Origin of the sequence: Vibrio sp. 1F169 (assembly GCF_041439605.1) — a bacterium.
GTDB lineage: Bacteria > Pseudomonadota > Gammaproteobacteria > Enterobacterales > Vibrionaceae > Vibrio > Vibrio tasmaniensis_A.
Map to the genome: position 1 here is coordinate 32,724 of NZ_JBGOOI010000013.1, position 21,863 is coordinate 54,586.

The window sequence follows — 21,863 nt, forward strand, 5'->3', positions numbered from 1 at the left end:
TTAAGGAAAATCAAACTGCATTTGGATTAGATATTGCGGACGGATTATACGGCCAACGAAATCGCTTGGCTACACATTTTTATACTTTTAATTTGCATTTACCCCCTTGCTATGTATTATATTACCGCTATCTTCCATACTCACGCCCAGTGAGATTCCAAGAGAAAGACCTTCCTTCAAGGATAGATAGCGCTTCTATGACCAATCCAAACATCTTTACTGTTTCTCGCCTCAATTCAGAGGTTCGTCTCCTATTAGAAAACGAAATGGGAATAGTCTGGCTCGTTGGTGAAATCTCAAATTTCTCTGCACCTGTCTCTGGTCACTGGTACCTCACGCTTAAAGACTCTCGCGCTCAAGTTAAGTGCGCTATGTTTCGTGGCAATAATCGTCGTGTGACTTTTAAGCCTCAGAACGGTAATCAAGTGCTAGTTAAAGCGCGTCTATCTCTTTATGAGCCACGCGGTGATTATCAACTGATCATCGAAAGCATGCAGCCAGAAGGTGACGGCAAGCTTCAGCAAGAGTTTGAAAAGCTGAAGATGAACCTTGCCGCTGAAGGCCTGTTTGCTCAATCGAGTAAGCAACCGCTTCCTGAACATCCAAAACGCGTTGGCGTCATCACCTCTAAAACCGGTGCAGCACTGTTTGATATTCTTGATGTCCTGAAAAGACGCGATCCTTCATTGCCTGTTGTGGTTTACCCAACCATGGTTCAAGGCGAAGAGGCGGCAATTCAAATTGCTCAGGCGATTGGGCGTGCCAATGAGCGCAATGAGTGTGATGTGTTGATCGTTGGCCGAGGCGGCGGTTCGTTAGAAGACTTATGGTGCTTCAATAACGAGATCGTAGCTCGCACAATCGCTGCAAGCCAAATCCCGATTATCAGCGCCGTTGGGCATGAAGTTGATGTCACTATCGCCGATTTCGTCGCAGATATGCGAGCTCCAACGCCATCAGCAGCTGCAGAATTGGTTAGCCGTGACAACAGTCATAAAGAGCAAGCTTATGCCTCTAAACGTGCTCGCTTAGTCAGTGCGATTCGTCATGTGTTAATCAAACAAGCACAATCCACTCAAACGTTGAAATACCGCTTAGAGAAACAACACCCGAGCTACCAACTGCAAAAGCAGAGTCAGCAGCTTGATGACCTAGACATGCGTTTGCGTCGCGGTATGACTCAATACCTAAAGCAGCATGCACAGCGTGTTGAGCGCAAACAGCACCAGCTTCAGCTGAACTCGCCAGTGAAACGCCTTGGTGAACAAAAACTGCATCTACAACGTTCAGAGCAAAAACTATTGGATGCGATGGATAAGACATTACTGACCACTCGCCACCAGCTAGCCATGGCTGCCGAGAAGTTAGAGACCGTTAGTCCACTTGCCACGTTAAAGCGTGGCTACAGCATTACTCATTCAGCATCGAGCAAGACCGTGTCATCGATTAACGACGTCGAAGTAGGCGAAGTGATCACCACTCAAGTTGAAGACGGTGTGATTGAGTCGCAAGTGACAACAAGAGTCGCCAAGAGCGAGCTCTAGGTTCATTAGATACAAAAAAGACCCAACACTTTGGTATTGAGTCTCTGGTATAACATCACCGATTGTCGTTCAAACCAAATAATTTAAGGCTATTCCGCTGGTTGGAATTCGAACTTTACTCTCGATTTAGATTTAAGCTCATTACACTCACCATTACAAAAATAGCTCGCTGCACCACAGGCTTGAAGCTTCTCAAGTTGGCTGCTGCACTCAGGACAAAACCCAACCTTAGTAAAGTGTGCCTGACAACTTTCACAGTGATACTTTCCATCCCAACCTAGCTCTGATTGGCACTTAGGGCAGATATTTTCACTCATTAGCATTTCCTAACTCACTACTTTTTTTACAATCTACTACTGCTAAGACTTAGCTTGCTTGATTTGGTACATGTTCTTATCAGCTTGTGCGATCAAGCCTTCCAATGACTCAGGATCTTTATCATAAGAAAGTCCAACGCTGACAGAAAACTGAGTGCCATCGATATAGAGCGCTTGTTCCAAGGTTCTTTCTAAGCTTCGATAAAAGTTCAGCACACTTTCTTGATCATCAAAGCAAGAGAACACGACAAACTCATCGCCCCCATAGCGCCCTATCTTGGCACAGGCAGTCGTTGCCTCATCAAGCACTTTTGCAACGGCTAACAACACATCATCACCAAAGCTGTGGCCAAACGTATCGTTTATTGACTTAAATTTATCGACATCAACAAACAGGCATGCCATCACTTTTTCAGTAAAACACCGGTTAGTTAACACCTGCTCGGCTTCTCTCAGCAATGCTCGGCGATTCAAACTGTGTGTTAGGGAGTCCCGATTGGCAAAAAAGTTGAGTTGATTCTCTAACTCATACTTTTCAAGCGCGACTGAATACAGAGAAGCCAATAACTCTAAGATCTCAAGTTCAAACTCATGAGGTTCAGAGATGTACTGACTGTAAATTGCGAAGGTACCTAATACGTGACCATGTGAAGAGATGATTGGCACTGACCAACATGCATGAAGATTGGCCTGATTGGTTAAGGCTAAGAAAGGAATCCAATTCGGGTGTGCATTAATATTGGAGACCATGACAGCTTTCTTAAGTGCCGCCGCTTCGCCACAAGAACCAATTCCGGCACCAACCCCCACCCCTTCTATCTGCTGGTTATAAAAATCAGGCAAGTTTGGAGCATATTCTAAATGTAATGTATTCGATTCGGGGTTTAGCAATAGGATAGAGGCCATCCTTTGACCAAAAATCTGCTCGGTGAGTTGAATGATCTTGCGATTTAATTCTTTGCGATCCAACCCAAGGGCAAGCTTTCGAAGCAAACTGTTTACTGCTCGGTGACCTTCTAATAAAAATTGTTGTTTCATTCACTAAAGCTTTCAATTATATGGTGGGAACAGCTTGTTCTTATGCAAGCCTATATACTGGTCAATATTAACACACTAAATTACCACAACACACCACCGAAGATCATAGGTTGATCTTTTGCTTTATCTACTTTGATCAGCGATCTACCCCAAAAAGAATATTTATATCACCACACACCGAAAGCATAAGTTACATATACTGCATTTCAATTTACAATGGAATATATGACTAGAAGTAAACGAATAAAACCAACAATGCAGAACAATCTATTTTCGATCTTTAATTGAGATCATCGAGAGACACACGTCTGCATTTCGATATGTTGGTCATCTAATTGGGTTAACTTAACCGACAATGCCTTAAGTTCTGAAGTATTGTCGATGTGAGTACCACCACACGGAATAGACACTAAAGTCTCGTCATCTAGTTGCCATTCCCAGTAGCGAGAGTCTGTTAACGACTCACCTTCTAGTCTCATCGTTACAAGAGTCGATTCAGCAAGCCAGCCTGCAATCATCTGGTTGATATTGGCCTCAATGCCATCAAGGTTCGTTAGCATGTCAGCAACGTTCAGACCACGTTTCTTCAATGTTTTACCTAAACGATACTTATCGGTACACAACTCTGGAGTCACAAAGCTAGTCACCTGTGCGTAGCTATTGAAGTCATAGCTGCCGAGTGGATCTTTTCTATCCGCATCTTTACGCCAGTAACTCTCAGCTAATACTTTATTCAAGGCTAAGAAGGCAATATGTCCGGCACTATGACCGCGGCTCAAACTGGCTTGGTGCTCTTTATCAACCGACAACTCAACTTCATCGCCAATTTTAATAATAGAAGCTGATACAGGTAGTTGGTGGACAACCACAAACGCCCACCCTTCCGTATCACGCTTAACAGGGATATCTGCTGCAATATAAAGATTTCCAGTAGATTGCTCTATTGCACCGACAAGGCAATCTTCAACAATATACTGTTCACCACCTACGCTGACAAAACCTCGGTCTGCTGGGTGATCGGGCCAAATATGACTCACAGGGTGGAAAGGTGTCACGTCAGTGATCAAGTAAGTTTTGCTGTCGTCACTTTCAACGTACACCGCTTTTGCATTGAGCAACCAAGTTTGATGACAAAATTGAGTGATGGTTGGTGTGATAACTATTATTGGTTTCATGGATGTCGCTGGTGTCATTGGATCGCTAGTGGTCATATCATTCTTCTTTTGGAATCTAGTCTAAGTCGCTAGCTGATAACGGAATCAAAGACGCGATTATCAGATAACGTGAATTTTACTTAAAAAAATACCCGAGACAGGCTCGGGTATCAAATCTATTGGAAAGGTTTACTTACGACCTTTAACCATGCTCATCATACGTTTACGTTTACGTTCTTGAGAAATTGTCAGCTTGTTAGTCTTAGCTTCAAATGGGTTTTCGCTGTTCTGGAATTGAATTCGAATAGGTGTACCCATAATTTCTAGTGAACGACGGTAGTAGTTCATCAAGAATCGTTTGTATGAATCTGGCAAGTTACGTACTTGGTTACCGTGGATAACGATAATCGGTGGGTTGTAGCCACCAGCGTGCGCGTATTTCAATTTAACACGACGACCACGAACCATAGGTGGTTGGTGATCATCAGTCGCCATCTTCATGATACGAGTAAGTACAGAAGTACCAACACGAGTCGTTGCTGACTTATAAGCTTCTTGAACAGACTCAAACAAGTGACCAACACCAGTACCGTGAAGTGCAGAGATAAAGTGAATACGTGCGAAATCAACGAAACCTAAACGACGATCTAGTTCTTTCTTAACACGATCTTTAACGTCGTTATCTAGGCCATCCCACTTGTTTACGGCAATAACAATTGAACGACCAGCATTCAACGCAAAGCCTAACAAGCTTAGATCTTGATCTGAGATGTTCTCGCGAGCATCGATAAGCAGTAATACAACGTTAGCATCTTCAATCGCTTTCAGTGTTTTAACCACTGAGAACTTCTCAACTGTTTCGTTGATATTTTTACGGCGACGAACACCCGCAGTATCAATCAGAACGTATTCACGCTCATCACGCTGCATCGGAATGTAGATAGAGTCACGAGTTGTACCTGGCATATCGTAAACAACAACACGTTCTTCACCAAGAATACGGTTAGTTAGTGTTGATTTACCTACGTTTGGACGACCAATGATCGCTAGCTTAATCGGTTGATCTTGAAGGCGCTTGAATTCTTCTTCCGCTTCTTCTTCAGTGAAATCAACTTGCTCTTCTTCTTCGTCTTCAAATTCAGTTAAATCGCTTACTTCGCCATTCTCAGCTTTTAACGCTTCAGCGAATGGGTTTAGAGCAAGATCAATCAACGCAGTTACACCACGACCGTGCGCTGCAGCGATTTGGTACATGTCTTCTACGCCTAGTTGCCAGAAATCAGCACTTGCAGCATCAGGGTCGATACCATCAACCTTGTTTACTACTAGCATTGAAGGCTTTTCTAGTTGACGAAGGTGCTTAGCAATAGCTACGTCTGAAGGTGTTAGACCCGCACGGCCATCTACCATAAATAGAACGACATCAGCTTCATCAATCGCCGCTAGCGACTGTTCAGCCATTTTAGTTTCAACACCTTCTTCGGTACCGTCGATACCACCAGTGTCGATAACAATAAAGTCATGCTCGCTAAAATGAGCATGACCGTATTTACGGTCACGCGTTAAGCCAGGGAAATCCGCAACCAATGCATCACGAGTTCGAGTCAATCGGTTAAATAACGTAGATTTACCTACGTTCGGACGCCCTACTAGAGCAACAACAGGTACCATAACAACCTCTACAATTTCTTCTCTAAATGTAGTTATAGGTAAGCACTTGATCGCAAGTTTAAACTCTTACCTATAACCACACGGTTTATTAATTTATAACAACAAAACGGCTCCTAGCTGTTACCAACCAGGAGCCGACTGTGAATTATATCACGCTTTTATTGGCTAATCGTTAGTTTCTTTACATCGCCATTGCGAGTCGTCACTAAGTAGCCTTCAGGCATTTCAATTGGCGCAACCGCAAAGCCGCTATCATCGACCAACTGTTGAGCAACAAACTCACCCGATGAACGATCTAACCAGTGCAGATAACCTTCAGTATCACCAACAACTACATAACCATTAATAATAGCAGGTGCTGTCAGTAAGCGGTTTTCTAACAATGGAGTGCTCCACAGTTCAGTACCACTACGCGCATCAACCGCAACCACATGGTCTTTGTCAGTCACAACGAACAAACGGCTACCATCACTCGCTAAATCAATCGCTGACGAGTAGTTACGTTTCCAAACTGGCTTACCAGAACGAAGATCGATAGCAATCAGCTGACCATTGATACCTACGGTATACAGGGTGCCACCAAGAACAACCGGTGATGCATCCACATCAACTAAACGATCGATTTCCGTTGCACCTTTTGGCGTGCCTACTGGCTGTTGCCAAATAAGCTGACCACGATCAACGATAGCTGCGGCTAAACGACCATTTGCCGTACCCCAGAATACACCACCTGAAACAGTAACAGGCGAGCTATCGCCACGAAGTGTTAGGCTTGGTACTTCGGTACTGATGGTCCATTTTTGCTCACCGCTTTCTTGATCTAACGCGGTCAACATGCCACGACTGGTATGAACAATAACCATGTTGCTTTCAGTTGCAGGGGATGCAAGCACCTCACCATTCACTGATACACGCCACAGCTCTTCACCGGTTGATTCATCCAGCGCGATCACTTCGCCATTTTCAGAACCAACAAATACCTTACCGTAAGCTGCCGTTAAGCCACCCGATAAACGAGCCAGTACTTCTTTCTCAAGATCGACTTTCCAAAGCTCTTTACCTGTTTCAGGGTCAAGCGCTTTAACCATACCTTCACGGCTTGCAACAAATACTTTGTCGTAAGCCAATTCCGGCGTTAGTTTTGAAAAGTAGTGACCAACACCATCACCAACCGACGTAGACCATTCCTGGCTAGGAGTAAACTCGCTGTTTACCGTTGGTACTGGTGCCATGATTACGGTGTCTTCTTCACTTGCACAGCCCGCTAGCAGGCCAAGAGCAATCGCACACAACGCCGCTTTTGGAAACATCTTCTTCATTCAAAGCGCCTTATTTAGCTAGGTCGTCAAGTTTGATTTGAAGCGTTTGGCTCGCATCAGCAGCTTGTTGAGCTTCAGAGTAAGCACTGTAAGCTGCATCTGTGTCGCCTTTACGAAGTGAGATATCACCACGCAGTTCAGCAACACGGCCAGTCCAAGATTCGTCAGTCATCGCTTCAAGATCAGTCAATGCTGCGTCAAATTCACCTTGCTCAGCTTTGATACGAGCAACACGGTAAGTAAGTAGTGGTGCTAATGCCGCGTCCTTAGTTGCCGATTTTGCCCACTCAAGCTGTTCAAGTGCTGCTGCAAGGTCACCCGCTTGAACTTGCGCTTTAGCTAATTGCATAGCAGCAAGAACAGAGTATTCAGCGTCTTTGTTTGCGTCGATGAAAGCTTGAATATCAGATTGAGCATCAACGCCCTTAGTATCAAGAGCTGAAATTACAGAGGTGTAGCTTTCTGAAGCTGCTTCACGCGCTTCAACGACTGAGTCTTGGTAATAGCGCCAACCGAATAGACCACCTAAACCAATAACCGCACCAAAGATTACGGCTTTACCGTTCTCTTTCCACCAATCTTTAATGGCTTCAACTTGTTGCTCTTCGCTATCGTAAAGTTCCACTTCCTGTCCTCTTTAATTCTTTAAACGCCAGCATAGTGCTGACGTTAATATTCATGATGAGCGTTTGCTCAATGGCTAACTAGATTAGCGCAGCAACTTTCTCTGCAACTTCCGCTTGAGACACGGTTTCTTGCACACCGCCAACCAAATCTTTTAGCACAACTGTATTGTCAGCAACCTCGTTCTCACCAAGTACCAACGCCACAACAGCACCTACTTTGTCAGCACGTTTGAATTGCTTCTTGAAGTTACCACCACCGAAGTGGTTCATCACACGTACGCCTTCAACGTTATCGCGTAATTGATTCGCTAACTGCATGCCCGCGATCATTGTACCTTCGCCAGCAGCAACCATGTATACGTCAACACTACGACGAACTTCTGTAAGTTCTAGCGTTTCCATCATAAGGACTAGACGCTCTAGACCCATAGCGAAGCCAACCGCATTGGTTGCTTTGCCGCCGAGTTGTTCAACAAGACCATCGTAACGGCCACCACCACATACTGTACCTTGGGCACCAAGGCTGTCTGTGATCCACTCAAATACGGTGCGGTTGTAGTAATCTAGGCCGCGTACTAGACGCTCGTTAACTTGGTATTCGATACCAACAGCGTCAAGAAGTTCACACAAACCAGCAAAATGTTGCTTCGATTCTTCACCTAGATATTCAGATAGTCGAGGTGCGTCACCTAAGATAGCTTGAACATCCGGGTTCTTAGTATCCAGAACACGTAGAGGGTTAGTGTGCATGCGACGTTTGCAGTCTTCATCTAGCACATCAATGTGTTGCTCAAGGAAAGCCACTAACGCAGTACGGTAGCTTACGCGATCTTCTTGAGAACCGATTGAGTTCAATTCAAGACGAACGTGCTTATCGATACCTAGTTCACGCCATAGACGTGCTGTCATCATAATAAGTTCAGCGTCAACGTCTGGGCCGTCTAGGCCAAACACTTCAACACCACATTGGTGGAATTGACGGTAACGACCTTTTTGAGGACGCTCGTGACGGAACATTGGGCCCATGTACCATAGGCGCTGTTCATCACGGTTAATAAGGCTGTTTTGAATACATGAACGTACACAACCTGCTGTTCCTTCTGGACGCAGCGTTAGACTGTCACCATTGCGGTCATCAAAGGTGTACATCTCTTTAGAAACAACGTCTGTCTCTTCACCAACCGCACGGCTAAATAGGTTTGTTTCTTCAACGATAGGCATACGTACTTCGTTGTAACCGTATGCGCTCACCACACTTTTAACTGCGCTTTCTACTTTCTGCCACAGTGGTGATTGAGTTGGAAGGCAGTCGTTCATGCCTCGAATTGCTTGGATATTTTTAGCCACAGTATTTATTCCGTAATTTCTCACGACCAGGTATCAGTGCGAATAGACAATCACACCCCATCGCGTTGTATTAATCTTCTAAGTTTTCTACATCAATGCGATTTGCTTTATCAAGCACTGATGCTTTTGCACGAATCTTAGCTTCAAGTTTGTCGACAAGGTCATCGTTATCGAAGCGCTCTTTCTGACGCTTACCGTCTTCGTAGAAAGCACTCTTACGTGCACTACCAGCTAGACCTAAGTGAGACACTTCAGCTTCACCAGGGCCGTTAACCACACAACCGATGATAGATACATCCATTGGAGTAATCACGTCTTCTAGGCGCTCTTCAAGGGCATTAACGGTGTTAATAACATCGAACTCTTGACGAGAACAGCTCGGGCACGCAATGAAGTTGATGCCACGCGAGCGAATGCGCAAAGATTTAAGAATATCAAAGCCAACTTTGATCTCTTCAACAGGATCAGCCGCGAGCGAAATACGCAGCGTATCGCCGATACCTTCAGAGAGAAGCATGCCTAAACCTACCGCTGACTTCACAGAACCTGCACGCGCACCACCCGCTTCGGTAATGCCAAGGTGAAGAGGTTGATCAATCTGCTTAGCAAGCAAACGGTAAGAACCGACGGCTAGGAATACATCAGACGCCTTAACGCTGACTTTAAATTGATCAAAGTTCAAACGGTCTAGGATGTCTACGTGACGCATTGCAGATTCAACAAGCGCTTCTGCTGTAGGCTCTGTGTATTTCTCTTGGATCTCTTTTTCAAGAGAACCGCCGTTAACACCAATACGAATCGGGATATTCATATCACGAGCACAATCCACAACAGAGCGAATGCGGCTTTCGTTACCGATGTTACCTGGGTTGATACGCAGACAGTCAACGCCGTATTCAGCCACTTTAAGTGCGATACGGTAGTCGAAGTGAATATCAGCAACCAAAGGAACAGAGACCTGCTGCTTGATTAGCTTAAAGGCTTCAGCGGCATCCATAGTCGGTACAGATACGCGAACGATATCAGCGCCAACTTTTTCCAGAGCTCTAATTTGAGCAACGGTCGCGGCTACATCTGTTGTTCTTGTGTTGGTCATGGATTGCACAGCAATTGGTGCACCATCACCGATCGGCACATCACCCACATAAATACGGGTTGATTTGCGACGAATAATAGGAGATTCGTGTTGCATATTAACTCTAAGGTAAGGTTATTCTAGCTACTTTGCCTGAAGTATACCCAGAAAGGTCGACAGGTTCACTTGCAAATGTCATCGATACGCCCTCTGGCGCACCTAGAATCACTTTATATGGCGCAGTTCCTGATAGATTTAACGACTGGCCTGCTTTTTTGATGCCAGTCGACAAGGTTTTGCCCGAAGCATCTTTCACTTGGATCCAGCAATCAGCAGAGAACTGCATCACTAACTCGTTAATCACAGCTTCAGGCGCAGTGCTTGCTTCAACAGCTTCTGCATTAACAGCATTAGCAGCAACTTCAGCAGTTGGTTCTGTCTCTGTTGCTTGCTGTGCTGTAGTTTCGTCAGTTGATGTAACAGAATCTTCCGCATCGCTTATCGCAGCAAGGTCATCAGTACCTTCAACAACAGAAGTACCCTCTTCATTTTGTTCAGCTTCAATCACTTCTAAAGAGGTGAATTCAGGGGCAAGTGATTCTTCTACAGCTAGCTCTTCTGAGCTTTCAGTATTAGCTAAAGATTGAGATAGGGTGTCTTGTTGTTGGTTCTGCCACCACCACAGTGAGGAGATACCCGCAATTACCGCAAAAATGCTCCAAGTAAGGATCATAATACGGCTGTTGTGCTTCTCGGTTTTGGTCTTACGAGAAAAGCTCAACATTTCTTGTTCTTGATGTTGAGCGTCACCAGCATGATGGAGTGCACTCAATACGACCTTTTCGTCAAGATTGACGTATTTCGCGTATGAACGAATGTAGCCACGCATAAAGGTTGCAACTTGATCTGACTCGAATTGGTTTTCTTCAATTTGTTGGATCAGCGTAACGCGCAGCTTTAAACGATCAGAAATCTGCTTTTGTGTTAAACCAAGAGATTCTCGTTTATTTTTAAGCAGCGTTCCCGCTTCGATTTCTGGAGCGACAGTTTCTTTTGTTTGTGTTTCGTGTTCTGTGTTCATAGAGAGTGAACTTCTAAAGTATTATCGCAGGTTGATGAGAGCATTTTTATTGTCGTTTAAGCTCAATCTAACAACCCACTTTATGTGGAATTTTTCCTGTTATCTAAATCATCAACCCTTAAAGACGAACATCACCCATTGACTATGGATGACCTTCTCAGGAAGCTAGTTTATCAAGTAGCCAACCTAAATAGACACATTGATGATTATCGGGTAACAAGCGAGCACTTAAATTAATTTAATTTAATTTAATTTAATTTAATTTAAGATGAGTTAATCATAAGCTAATGCCATTGCAAGGCAAAAACACTTTAAACAAAATTTACCGTCAGCTCATGGTTTTGTCCAAAATTTGACGAAAAATGTAAGAAAGCGTGGGGAAAAAATCCAATTATTGGAAATTCACCTTCCAGAAAAGCAACAAGCCAGAAGGAATCCTTCTGGCTTGTTTAGATCTAAATGGTATTTAAACCGCTTTTACTTGAATCACATCACCTGCGATCAAGTTAGCTTCAGAGGCGGCTTTCAGCATTTTAGTACGCTTGGTTCTATCAATAACATCACCAACCAGCTGACCACATGCGGCATCAATATCATCACCACGAGTTTTACGAACCGTAACTGTGTAGTTGTATTCCATCAGCGTTTTTTGGAAGCGATCAATACGAGAGTTGCTTGGCTTCTTATAAGGCGAACCCGGATAAGGGTTAAATGGAATCAAGTTGATCTTACAAGGCGTATCTTTCATTAGCTCAGCAAGTTCACGAGCGTGGTCCATATCATCATTCACATGATCCAACAGAACGTACTCAACCGTTACTTTGCCGCGGTTAGCATTTGAAGAAGCAATGTAGCGACGAACCGATGCTAGGAAGTCTTGGATATCCCAACGGTCGTTGATTGGCATGATTTGGCTACGTAGTGCATCGTTTGGTGCGTGTAGAGAAATCGCCAGAGCTACATCGATGTTATCTGTCATCTGATCAAGACCAGAAACAACACCAGATGTTGATACTGTTACACGACGCTTAGACAGTGAGAAACCCAGATCATCAAGCATCAGCTCCAATGATGGAATTAGGTTCTTCATGTTCAATAGAGGTTCACCCATACCCATCATTACGACGTTAGTAATTGGACGACGACCCGTTTCTTTCTCTAAACCGATTTCACGTGCTGCACGCCAGATTTGACCAACGATCTCTGAAACTTTCAGGTTACGGTTGAAGCCTTGTTGAGCCGTAGAGCAGAATTTACATTCAAGCGCACAACCTACTTGCGAAGATACACATAGCGTCGCACGATCACCATCTGGGATGTATACAGTCTCAACGTCTTGGTCACCAACGCTCATCGCCCATTTAATGGTGCCATCCGCAGAGTGCTGAGCTTCAGAAACGATAGGTGCAACAATCTCACAGCGATGCAGCAGTTTCTCACGTAACTTTTTGTTGATGTTGTTCATTTGTTCGAAGTCATCGACACCGAAGTGATAAATCCACTTCATCACTTGCTCTGCTCGAAACGCTTTCTCATTCAGTTCTTCTGTGAAAAATTTACGAAGACCTTTACGATCAAAATCGAGTAGATTGACTTTAGCTGTGGTCATGATGCCTCTCAATGACGGAACAATAATTAAGGGCGCGAATTGTACAGCCTTTACGCAACTTCAACAAGCACTGTAAAACCTTGTGTTTACTAAGACATTCAAACTTAAGTGATTAAAATTTACACAGTCAAATTTACCTGCTTAAGTTCGGCCAATTCAAAGAGAGATTCCCGATTACGCTCCTCCGTCGCTTTCGGGAATGACGGGCTTTAACCACCTAATACTCGCACCCTCTCCGACCTCCTACTAACGCGACTTGTTCGTCATTCCAGAACCGAGGAACGAGGTATCTGGAATCTCCAATAGTAAACTCAGACTCCTGATATGCTCCTTCTTCACTCTCAGGAATGACACGAGAACTCACCAGAAATGAAAAAGGCTTCACCGAAGTGAAGCCTTTATTGAGACTTGCTGTTGTCTGCTTATTCAGCTGGACGCGGGCAAATTTCAGATTCTGGGAAGAAGAATTCGATTTCGCGAGCCGCAGATTCAGGGCTATCACTGCCGTGTACTGAGTTGTAACGCATGCTGATTGCGTAGTCAGCACGGATAGTGCCGCATGCAGCTTCTTCTGGGTTAGTTTTACCCATTAGTTCACGGTAACGAGCGATCGCATTTTCGCCTTCAAGTACTTGAACCATGATAGGACCAGAAGTCATGAACTCTTTTAGTGGTCCAAAGAACTCTTTACCTTCATGTTCTGCATAGAAGCCACTTGCTTGCGCTTCTGTAAGAGAAACCATTTTAGCGGCAATAATCTGTAGGCCAGCTTTTTCAATGCGGTGGTAGATTTCACCGACAAGGTTACGCTTAACTGCATCCGGCTTAACAATTGAGAACGTTCTTTCTAGAGCCATAGGGATTCCTTCACTTCATTTTTTTGTTATTAAATACTGAAATTACTAAGATCATTCGATCTGAGTTTATGAATAAGCGGTATCGAAATACCGCTCACTCTTATTATTATTTTGCTTGGTCGATAAGAAGACGAGCCAGTGTACGAACACCCATACCGGTCGCGCCTGCAGCCCACTTATCACTTGATGACTTGCGGTAAGTACCCGCGCAATCCATGTGAATCCAACCTTTTTTGTAGTCATCTACAAAGTAAGAAAGGAACGCGGCAGCTGTACTTGCACCCGGAGTGTAATCACCAGAGCTGATGTTTGAAAGATCAGCAAAGTTTGAAGGCAACATACCACGGTGGAAATCAGCAAGCGGCAATGGCCATAGACCTTCTTTCTCTTGGTTCGCAGCCGTTAGTGCTTGATGAGACAACTCATCATCAAAGCTCAATAATGCGTGGTAGTCGTTACCTAATGCATTTTTAGCCGCGCCAGTTAGCGTTGCACAGTCGATGATCAACTCAGGATTCTGAGCGCTTGCGAACATCAGGCCATCAGCCAAAACTAAACGACCTTCCGCATCGGTATTCATGATCTCGACAGTCTTACCATTTTTGTAAGTAATGATGTCGCCAAGCTTCAATGCACGACCAGAGATCATATTCTCTGCACAACATAAGATAAGCTTGATGCGCTTGTTCAGGCCACGTTCAATCGCAAGACCTAAACCACCGGTAATAGTCGCGGCGCCACCCATGTCAGCCTTCATTGCTGTCATGAATTGACCTGGCTTAATGCTGTAACCGCCTGAGTCGAAAGTGATACCTTTACCCACAAGACAAGCAAACACGGGTGCGTTTTCATCGCCGGTAGGGTTGAAGTCCAGTTGAAGCATTGCAGAAGTACGTTCAGAGCCGCGGCCTACCGCATAAATGCCTTCCCAACCTTCAGTTAGGAGATCTTTGTCTTTAACGATTTTCGCTTTAACAGTGCCTGCTGGTGCCACTGACTTGATGTATTCAGCTGCCATTGTCGCTAATTGACGAGGGGCAACTTCTTCAGCCGTTTTGTTGATGATGTCACGCGTCCAATCTGTCGCGCGGATACGTGCTTCCAATTCAACCTGATCAGCTTCAGCTAGAGTATCCCACTCCAATGCATTCTTTTTCTTTGGTCCACGGTAGCCTTGGTAAAAAGCCCAAACACTTTCTAGATCCCAGCCTTTACCGCTAAGTGCAACCAATGCGATACCTTGTCCGTCAAGCGTACGACCCGCACGTTGAACCGCGCCTAGATCGTGGCCTTCACCAATGTGAATTGTCGCTCCCGCTTCTGAGAACGATAAAATAGCTCTTGCTCCCCACTGAGGCTGGGCAGCTTCTTGACTTAAAAATACTGACATCTGTGTAGACATGATTTCTCCTTGTCATGAACCACTTTGAGTATGTGATTCTGATTGTTTTTTATTAGCGCACTGATGTTAGCATTATGTAGGAGGAAAATGTCATTTTGATAAAAAAACGGACCATAAGGTCCGCTTTTTTTAGTAAGAATTGTTAACTTGGCTGCGTTTTACATTGGACTGATACCAACCCGCGACCAAGTGATTAGACAAGAGGATTAATCCATCTCATCCATCCAGCACAATATAATGGCCTCTAGAATTTTCTCATTCGAGTGATTCGGCTCATCATCAAAATCTTCAAGATCTAGCACCCATTGATGCAAGTCCGTGAAGCGTACTGTTTTAGGATCGGTATCTGGGTATAAATCACATAGTTCAATCGCAATATCTCGCGAATCAATCCATTTCAAACTCATAACATTTCCTTATCTTTATCAGCGACGATTTGTCATCTTAGTGACTTATATTCTATGCCAGCTTTACTAACAGTTTTAGTCGAGCTTACTTCTTAATGCTCTTCAGAAGCTAAGTTCAACGTGTACTTTGGAATCTCTACAACAAGATCCGAATCAGCTACTTTAGCTTGGCAACCAAGGCGAGATTCCATCTCTAAACCCCATGCTTTATCTAGCATGTCGTCTTCTAGGTCATCACTCTCTTCTAAAGAGTCGAAACCTTCACGAATCACGACGTGACATGTAGTACATGCACACGACTTCTCACATGCGTGTTCAATACCAATACCGGCCTTCAATGCAACATCAAGAACCGTCTCACCAGTTTTTGCTTCTAAAACAGCGCCTTCTGGACATAGATCTTCGTGAGGTAAAACAATAATCTTTGGCATGTTTATCTATTCTCTAACTATTAAATATTATCGACTGACTGACCTGACAGTGCAGCTCGAATTGATTTATCCATACGACGAGAAGCAAAGTCTTGGCTCGCTTTGTCGGTATTCTTAATTTCTAGTTCGATGGCATCAGCGCTTTCGCCATTACGCACTTCAATCAGTGCTTCAATAGCTTGCAGAAGGAGCTGTTTTTCTTGCTCATCAAGCAGCTCATCGCCATCAGCTTGCATTGCTGCAATAAGACCTTCGATAACACGATCTGCTTCTACACGTTGTTCAGCGAGAGCACGCGCTTGCATGTCTTCCTTAGCAAACGTCATCGAATCTTTCAGCATATTCGCCACTTCATTATCGCTTAAGCCGTAAGACGGTTTAACCTGAATTTCAGCTTGAACACCTGTGCTCTTCTCCATAGCAGTCACCGATAGCAGGCCATCAGCATCTACTTGGTAAGTCACACGAATATGCGCCGCACCAGCAGCCATTGGTGGAATGCCTTTTAGAGCAAAACGAGCCAATGAACGACAGTCATCAACCATCTCACGTTCACCTTGCACGGTGTGTACTGTCATTGCAGTTTGACCGTCTTTGAACGTGGTAAATTCTTGTGCGCGAGCAACAGGGATCGTGGTATTGCGTGGGATGATCTTTTCGACCAAGCCACCCATCGTTTCGATACCTAGGGAAAGAGGAATAACATCAAGCAGCAGCATTTCAGAGTCAGGCTTGTTGCCGACTAAGATATCCGCTTGGATAGAAGCGCCAATCGCAACCACTTCATCTGGGTTAATGCTGGTTAATGGCGTACGACCAAAAAAGTCACCGACCATTTCACGTACAAGTAACGTACGAGTTGAACCGCCGACCATCACGACTTCTAGAACATCATCCGCGTCAACTTCAGCATCTTTCAATGCACGACGACATGAAAGCAGTGTTTTCTTAACAAGCGGCTTAATGATGTCTTCAAACTCTTCACGAGTTAATGAACCAGCCCAACCCAACACTTCAACATTAACGCTTTCAGCTTCAGATAAGCCAATCTTCGCTTCTGTTGCTGCATCTAGAAGAATACGATTCTGTTCTGCGGTTAGCTCTGATAAGCCCATTTGCTCTTGGAAGTGCTCTGCGATCAAGTGGTCAAAGTCGTCTCCGCCTAATGCAGAGTCGCCACCCGTTGCTAATACTTCAAAAACACCTTTAGACAGGCGTAAGATAGAGATATCAAACGTGCCACCGCCAAGGTCATAAACCGCAATCACCCCTTCTTTACCTGAATCCAGACCGTAAGCAATCGCTGCCGCAGTAGGTTCATTAAGAAGACGTAACACGTGAAGACCAGCAAGTTGAGCCGCGTCTTTCGTACCAGCACGCTGTGCATCATCAAAATACGCAGGAACCGTAATTACGGCGCCAGATAACTCACCGCCTAGCGTAGACTCAGCACGTTGGCCAAGCGCTCGTAGAATATCAGCAGAAACCTGGATTGGGTTCTTGTTGCCTTGTTCTGTGCGGATCACAGGTAAACCATTATCACTTTCTTCAAACTGATATGGCAGAGACGGGTATCGCTGTTGAATATCTGACAGTGAACGACCGATTAATCGCTTAACTGAGATAATGGTATTTTTAGGGTCAGTCTGCGCGTTAGCACGAGCTTCATCGCCAGTCGTATAAGATTCCGACTGGTAGTGAACAACGGAAGGTAAAATGCTTCGACCTTGTTGATCAACGAGTGTGCTCGCCTCGCCACTGCGTACTGCAGCAACCAACGAGTTTGTTGTACCTAAATCAATACCCACAGCAAGCTTGTGCTGGTGAGGAGCGGCGCTTTGCCCTGGTTCTGCAATCTGAAGTAGTGCCATGGATGTGTCCTTGTTATACAAACTAGCCGATCAAACGATCTTCAACTAATTCGATTTCATTCTTTAATTTTGCAATAAACTTAAGCTTTCTTACTCGGTCTGCAGCTTCTAGCCAAGCTTCGCTTTCGAGTTCTTGTTGGATAGCGCTTAATTGTTGTTTATACATTTTGCTAACCTTGCCTTCAAATGCAAATAGCGCATCTTCGGGATCAGAACTGTCTGCGATATCTTCTAGCTCTTCACGCAGTTCCATTTGCTCCATCAGGAACATCGGATCTTGCATGGTTTGTTGTTCGCCACGAATGTCTTCACCGTGTTGAACTAGCAGGTATTCTGCTCGGCTGATTGGATTCTTCAATACCTGGTACGCATCGTTGATTTGTGCCGCTTTTTGCACGGCTAATAAGCGGTCACGCTCAGAAGCTATCGCAAATTTATCAGGATGGAATTGGCGTTGCAGATCTCTAAACTGAGAAGAAAGAAGGCTACCATCCAGTTGAAACTGAAGTGGTAGCCCAAATAATTCGAAATGATTCATGTAAAGGTGGTCCTAAGTTTAGGCTCTTTGTTCAGAGCCTAATTTTATTCTTCGCTTACAACGCTTAACGATTCAAGCGTTTAAACATTGAAGCTCTCACCACAACCACATTCGCCTTTCGCGTTCGGGTTGTTGAATTCAAAACCTTCGTTTAGGCCTTCTTTTACATAATCAAGCTCAGTACCATCAAGGTATACTAGGCTCTTTGGATCAATGATGACCTTAACACCTGAATGCTCAAACACTTCGTCTTCTTCGTTAAGCTCGTCAACGAATTCCAGTACATACGCCATACCCGAACAGCCAGTAGTTTTTACTGCTAAGCGTAACCCGAGACCTTTACCACGGTTATCTAGGAAAGCTTGAACTCGGCTTGCTGCCGTATCTGTCATGGTGATGGCCATACTACAACCTTGTGTTTTATATAAATTGAGAACTCAGGGGGAGCACAAAGGATGCTCCCAAATATTACTTTTTTGTCGACGTAATTACGGTATTGAAGCGATTAGTGCTTCTTTTTGTAATCCGCAACAGCTGCTTTGATTGCATCTTCAGCAAGAATTGAACAGTGAACTTTCACTGGTGGCAACTCAAGCTCTTCTGCGATTTCAGAGTTTTTAATAGCAGCTGCTTCATCAATACTTTTACCTTTAACCCACTCAGTTACTAGTGAGCTAGAAGCGATTGCGCTACCGCAACCGTAAGTCTTGAATTTTGCGTCTTCAATAATACCTTCTGCAGATACTTTGATTTGCAGTTTCATTACATCACCACAAGCCGGTGCGCCAACCATGCCGCTACCTACACTTGGGTCTTCTTTATCAAACGAACCTACATTACGTGGGTTTTCGTAGTGATCAATTACTTTTTCGCTATATGCCATGATAGTTACCTCGAATCCTCTATTTCCGTGAGATTAGTGATGAGCCCACTCAACAGTGTTCAAATCAATCCCTTCTTTATACATATCCCATAGAGGAGACATGTCGCGTAATTTGTTTACCGCTACACGGATTTGTGCAATCGCGTAGTCGATTTCTTCTTCCGTTGTGAAACGGCCGAATGAGAAACGTACTGAGCTGTGTGCCAGTTCATCGTTCAGACCAAGAGCACGTAGAACGTATGAAGGCTCTAGGCTTGCTGATGTACATGCAGAACCTGATGATACCGCTAGGTCTTTTAAAGACATAAGCAGAGATTCACCTTCAACGAAAGCAAAGCTCACGTTTAGGTTGTGTGGTACACGTTGGTCTAAGTCGCCGTTTACGGTTACTGCTTCTAGATCTTGAACACCTTTCAATAGGCGCTCACGAAGTGCTAGTGCGTGATCGTAATCTTTCTGCATGTCTTGCTTAGCGATAGCAAACGCTTCGCCCATACCCACGATTTGGTGAGTAGCAAGCGTACCAGAACGGAAACCACGTTCATGACCGCCACCGTGCATTTGCGCTTCAAGGCGAATACGTGGCTTACGACGAACGTACAAAGCACCGATGCCTTTAGGGCCGTATGCTTTGTGTGCAGACATAGAGATAAGATCAACTTTCATCTCTTTTACGTCTAGTGGGATTTTACCCGCAGACTGCGCCGCATCAACGTGGAAGATAATCTTGCGTGCACGACATAATTCGCCGATTGCACCGATATCTTGGATTACACCAATCTCGTTGTTTACGTGCATGATAGAAACTAGAACAGTATCTTCACGCATTGCAGCTTGTAGCTTGTCTAGATCAATGATGCCGTTTGCTTCTGGCTCAAGGTATGTCACCTCAAAACCTTCACGCTCTAATTGGCGACATGGATCAAGAACCGCTTTGTGTTCTGTTTTGCACGTGATTACGTGCTTACCTTTCTTCTCGTAAAAGTGCGCAGCACCTTTGATAGCAAGGTTATCTGACTCTGTAGCACCTGACGTGAAAACAATCTCACGTGGGTCTGCATTTAGTAGATCGGCAATTTGCTCACGAGCATTATCTACTGATTCTTCTGCCTGCCAGCCGTAACGGTGTGAACGAGATGCAGGGTTACCGAAGTTACCGTCCATCGTCATGCACTGAACCATTTTTTCAGCAACACGTGGATCGACTGGGCATGTAGCTGAATAGTCAAAGTAAATAGGCAGTTTCATTTTCTACTCCAATGTAAAAACTGACCGCTAAGAGCGGGCATTAACACCGTGAGGTGCTGCACTAATCGTTGTAGTGCTCGTATTTTTATGTGCAAAACCATTATTAACCGCAAGATCGATATCTTGACGATCAGAAATCTCTAAAACTTCGTTATCTTTCATTAGCTCACCGAGCGTAATGTCGTTTAAGAAGCTGCTGATTCGGGAGCTTAAATCACGCCATAAAGTGTGAGTTAAACAACGAGTACCGCCTTGGCAATCTGCTCGACCGTGACACTTAGTTGCATCGACTGATTCGTCAACTGCAGCAATTACAGTTCCGACAGCGATGTCGCCCGCTTCAGCACCTAAACGGTAACCACCGCCAGGACCACGAACACTAGCAACCAAGCCAGCTTTACGTAACTTAGAAAAAAGTTGTTCTAAGTAAGATAACGAGATGCCTTGTCGCTCTGAAATATCAGCCAGAGGAACTGGGCTTTTTTGCGAATGCAGTGCTACATCTAGCATAGCTGTTACCGCATATCTTCCTTTAGATGTAAGTTTCATATCACACCGTATCCACATTGTTTATGTGGTTGGAATTTTCCCATACCCGACTAAATTGGTCAAGTATTTAGTTGACTATTTTAGTCAGGTATTCACCCTTAAGGTTTGCATGGGCTTTATTTGTCGTTTTTGCTCTTCTCAATTGAAGTCAAAATGCCGCGTAGAGTGTTGATCTCTTGCAGCTCTGGACGAGCTCGACTGAACAAACGACGTAGCTTATTCATCACCTGACCCGGCTTAGCCATAGAGATAAATTGGGTATCAATGATCACTTTTTCAAGGTGCTCATAGAACATTTCTAGTTCTTCGTGACGAGGGTACTCATCTTGTTGCTGCGGCTGGTACTGGCTCGCCACCATATCAAGGTGTGCTACACGCACTTCATAGCTAAGAGTCTGTACTGCCATTGCTAGGTTTAGTGAGCTGTATTCGGGGTTTGCAGGAATACATACATGGAAATGACACTTCTGAAGTTCATCATTGGTTAAGCCTGTACGCTCACGGCCGAACACTAACGCTACAGGGTGCTTTTGACCTTCAACTGCAAATTTTTGTCCACATTCACGCGGCTCAAGCATTGGCCATTCAAGCGTACGAGAGCGAGCACTCGAACCAACCACCAAACCACAGTCTTTTACTGCTTCATCCAGTGTAGAAACGATGGTCGCGTTTTCCGCGATGTCACCTGCACCCGCAGCCAGTGCTAAGGTCTGCTCGTCAACTTCACATTGAGGGTCTACAAGAACTAACTGACTCAAACCCATCACTTTCATTGCGCGAGCTGCTGATCCGATATTTCCCGAATGAGACGTACCAACCAGAACGACTTTTACATTGTCTAACATGCTATATGACACCACTTTAAAAATAATCGCGAGATATTAACACATAGCTAA

22 protein-coding genes are annotated in these 21,863 nt (G+C 44.5%); 1 reads left to right on the forward strand and 21 read right to left on the reverse strand.

The annotated features are described in order from the left end of the window. The first annotated feature begins 197 nt into the window (after positions 1 to 197). Positions 198 to 1,544 (forward strand): exodeoxyribonuclease VII large subunit, encoded by a 1,347-nt coding sequence (gene xseA, locus ACED53_RS07810; protein WP_017066420.1) that lies wholly within the window; start codon positions 198 to 200, stop codon positions 1,542 to 1,544. Between the two features lie 89 nt (positions 1,545 to 1,633). On the opposite strand, the gene ACED53_RS07815 is transcribed toward xseA, so the two are convergent. From ACED53_RS07815 to trmJ, 21 genes are all read right to left on the reverse strand, one after another. Continuing rightward, positions 1,634 to 1,861 carry a zinc ribbon domain-containing protein gene (locus ACED53_RS07815; protein ID WP_017099592.1) on the reverse strand — a complete coding sequence of 76 codons (228 nt, stop codon included), beginning with the start codon at positions 1,859 to 1,861 and terminating at the stop codon, positions 1,634 to 1,636. Between the two features lie 42 nt (positions 1,862 to 1,903). Next, positions 1,904 to 2,899 (reverse strand): sensor domain-containing diguanylate cyclase, encoded by a 996-nt coding sequence (locus ACED53_RS07820; RefSeq protein ID WP_017099591.1) that lies wholly within the window; start codon positions 2,897 to 2,899, stop codon positions 1,904 to 1,906. A gap of 290 nt (positions 2,900 to 3,189) precedes the next feature. Continuing rightward, positions 3,190 to 4,110: a metal-dependent hydrolase gene (locus tag ACED53_RS07825; protein WP_017099590.1), complete on the reverse strand. Its 921-nt coding sequence runs from the start codon at positions 4,108 to 4,110 to the stop codon at positions 3,190 to 3,192. A 132-nt stretch (positions 4,111 to 4,242) separates the two neighbouring features. Then, complete coding sequence (gene der / locus ACED53_RS07830; RefSeq protein WP_010440555.1) at positions 4,243 to 5,724, reverse strand: ribosome biogenesis GTPase Der; 1,482 nt, start codon at positions 5,722 to 5,724, stop codon at positions 4,243 to 4,245. A 158-nt stretch (positions 5,725 to 5,882) separates the two neighbouring features. Beyond that, positions 5,883 to 7,043 (reverse strand): outer membrane protein assembly factor BamB, encoded by a 1,161-nt coding sequence (bamB, locus tag ACED53_RS07835; RefSeq protein ID WP_009848297.1) that lies wholly within the window; start codon positions 7,041 to 7,043, stop codon positions 5,883 to 5,885. Positions 7,044 to 7,053: 10 nt separating this feature from the next. Beyond that, entirely contained in the window at positions 7,054 to 7,668 is a 615-nt protein-coding gene (locus ACED53_RS07840; RefSeq protein ID WP_017099589.1) for a YfgM family protein, read from the reverse strand. A 79-nt stretch (positions 7,669 to 7,747) separates the two neighbouring features. Continuing rightward, a complete protein-coding gene (hisS, locus tag ACED53_RS07845) occupies positions 7,748 to 9,016 on the reverse strand; it encodes a histidine--tRNA ligase (protein ID WP_017099588.1) in 1,269 nt (422 codons plus the stop codon). A 70-nt stretch (positions 9,017 to 9,086) separates the two neighbouring features. Next, a complete protein-coding gene (gene ispG / locus ACED53_RS07850; protein ID WP_009848294.1) occupies positions 9,087 to 10,208 on the reverse strand; it encodes a flavodoxin-dependent (E)-4-hydroxy-3-methylbut-2-enyl-diphosphate synthase in 1,122 nt (373 codons plus the stop codon). A 7-nt stretch (positions 10,209 to 10,215) separates the two neighbouring features. Further along, a complete protein-coding gene (rodZ, locus tag ACED53_RS07855) occupies positions 10,216 to 11,172 on the reverse strand; it encodes a cytoskeleton protein RodZ (protein ID WP_017099587.1) in 957 nt (318 codons plus the stop codon). A 466-nt stretch (positions 11,173 to 11,638) separates the two neighbouring features. Beyond that, the gene (locus ACED53_RS07860; protein WP_009848292.1) at positions 11,639 to 12,781 is read right to left on the reverse strand and encodes a bifunctional tRNA (adenosine(37)-C2)-methyltransferase TrmG/ribosomal RNA large subunit methyltransferase RlmN; all 1,143 of its coding nucleotides are present in this window, start codon (positions 12,779 to 12,781) and stop codon (positions 11,639 to 11,641) included. A 422-nt stretch (positions 12,782 to 13,203) separates the two neighbouring features. Next, a complete protein-coding gene (gene ndk, locus ACED53_RS07865; RefSeq protein ID WP_004735101.1) occupies positions 13,204 to 13,638 on the reverse strand; it encodes a nucleoside-diphosphate kinase in 435 nt (144 codons plus the stop codon). Positions 13,639 to 13,744: 106 nt separating this feature from the next. Then, positions 13,745 to 15,040 carry an aminopeptidase PepB gene (pepB, locus tag ACED53_RS07870; RefSeq protein WP_017099586.1) on the reverse strand — a complete coding sequence of 432 codons (1,296 nt, stop codon included), beginning with the start codon at positions 15,038 to 15,040 and terminating at the stop codon, positions 13,745 to 13,747. A 206-nt stretch (positions 15,041 to 15,246) separates the two neighbouring features. Further along, complete coding sequence (gene iscX, locus ACED53_RS07875; RefSeq protein ID WP_004735099.1) at positions 15,247 to 15,447, reverse strand: Fe-S cluster assembly protein IscX; 201 nt, start codon at positions 15,445 to 15,447, stop codon at positions 15,247 to 15,249. A gap of 92 nt (positions 15,448 to 15,539) precedes the next feature. Continuing rightward, entirely contained in the window at positions 15,540 to 15,878 is a 339-nt protein-coding gene (fdx, locus tag ACED53_RS07880) for an ISC system 2Fe-2S type ferredoxin (RefSeq protein ID WP_017098073.1), read from the reverse strand. Between the two features lie 20 nt (positions 15,879 to 15,898). Beyond that, positions 15,899 to 17,749: a Fe-S protein assembly chaperone HscA gene (gene hscA / locus ACED53_RS07885; protein WP_017099585.1), complete on the reverse strand. Its 1,851-nt coding sequence runs from the start codon at positions 17,747 to 17,749 to the stop codon at positions 15,899 to 15,901. Between the two features lie 22 nt (positions 17,750 to 17,771). Beyond that, on the reverse strand, positions 17,772 to 18,287 hold the full coding sequence (gene hscB / locus ACED53_RS07890; protein WP_009848288.1) for a co-chaperone HscB: 516 nt from the start codon (positions 18,285 to 18,287) through the stop codon (positions 17,772 to 17,774). An 80-nt stretch (positions 18,288 to 18,367) separates the two neighbouring features. After that, complete coding sequence (gene iscA / locus ACED53_RS07895) at positions 18,368 to 18,691, reverse strand: iron-sulfur cluster assembly protein IscA (RefSeq protein WP_004735095.1); 324 nt, start codon at positions 18,689 to 18,691, stop codon at positions 18,368 to 18,370. 101 nt (positions 18,692 to 18,792) lie between these two features. Next, positions 18,793 to 19,170: a Fe-S cluster assembly scaffold IscU gene (gene iscU / locus ACED53_RS07900; protein ID WP_004735094.1), complete on the reverse strand. Its 378-nt coding sequence runs from the start codon at positions 19,168 to 19,170 to the stop codon at positions 18,793 to 18,795. Positions 19,171 to 19,203: 33 nt separating this feature from the next. Next, positions 19,204 to 20,418, reverse strand: a complete 1,215-nt coding sequence (locus ACED53_RS07905) for an IscS subfamily cysteine desulfurase (protein WP_009848287.1) — start codon at positions 20,416 to 20,418, stop codon at positions 19,204 to 19,206. 27 nt (positions 20,419 to 20,445) lie between these two features. Further along, positions 20,446 to 20,967 (reverse strand): Fe-S cluster assembly transcriptional regulator IscR, encoded by a 522-nt coding sequence (gene iscR / locus ACED53_RS07910; RefSeq protein ID WP_017099584.1) that lies wholly within the window; start codon positions 20,965 to 20,967, stop codon positions 20,446 to 20,448. Positions 20,968 to 21,083: 116 nt separating this feature from the next. After that, positions 21,084 to 21,812, reverse strand: a complete 729-nt coding sequence (trmJ, locus tag ACED53_RS07915; protein WP_017099583.1) for a tRNA (cytosine(32)/uridine(32)-2'-O)-methyltransferase TrmJ — start codon at positions 21,810 to 21,812, stop codon at positions 21,084 to 21,086. Between the last annotated feature and the right edge of the window lie 51 nt (positions 21,813 to 21,863).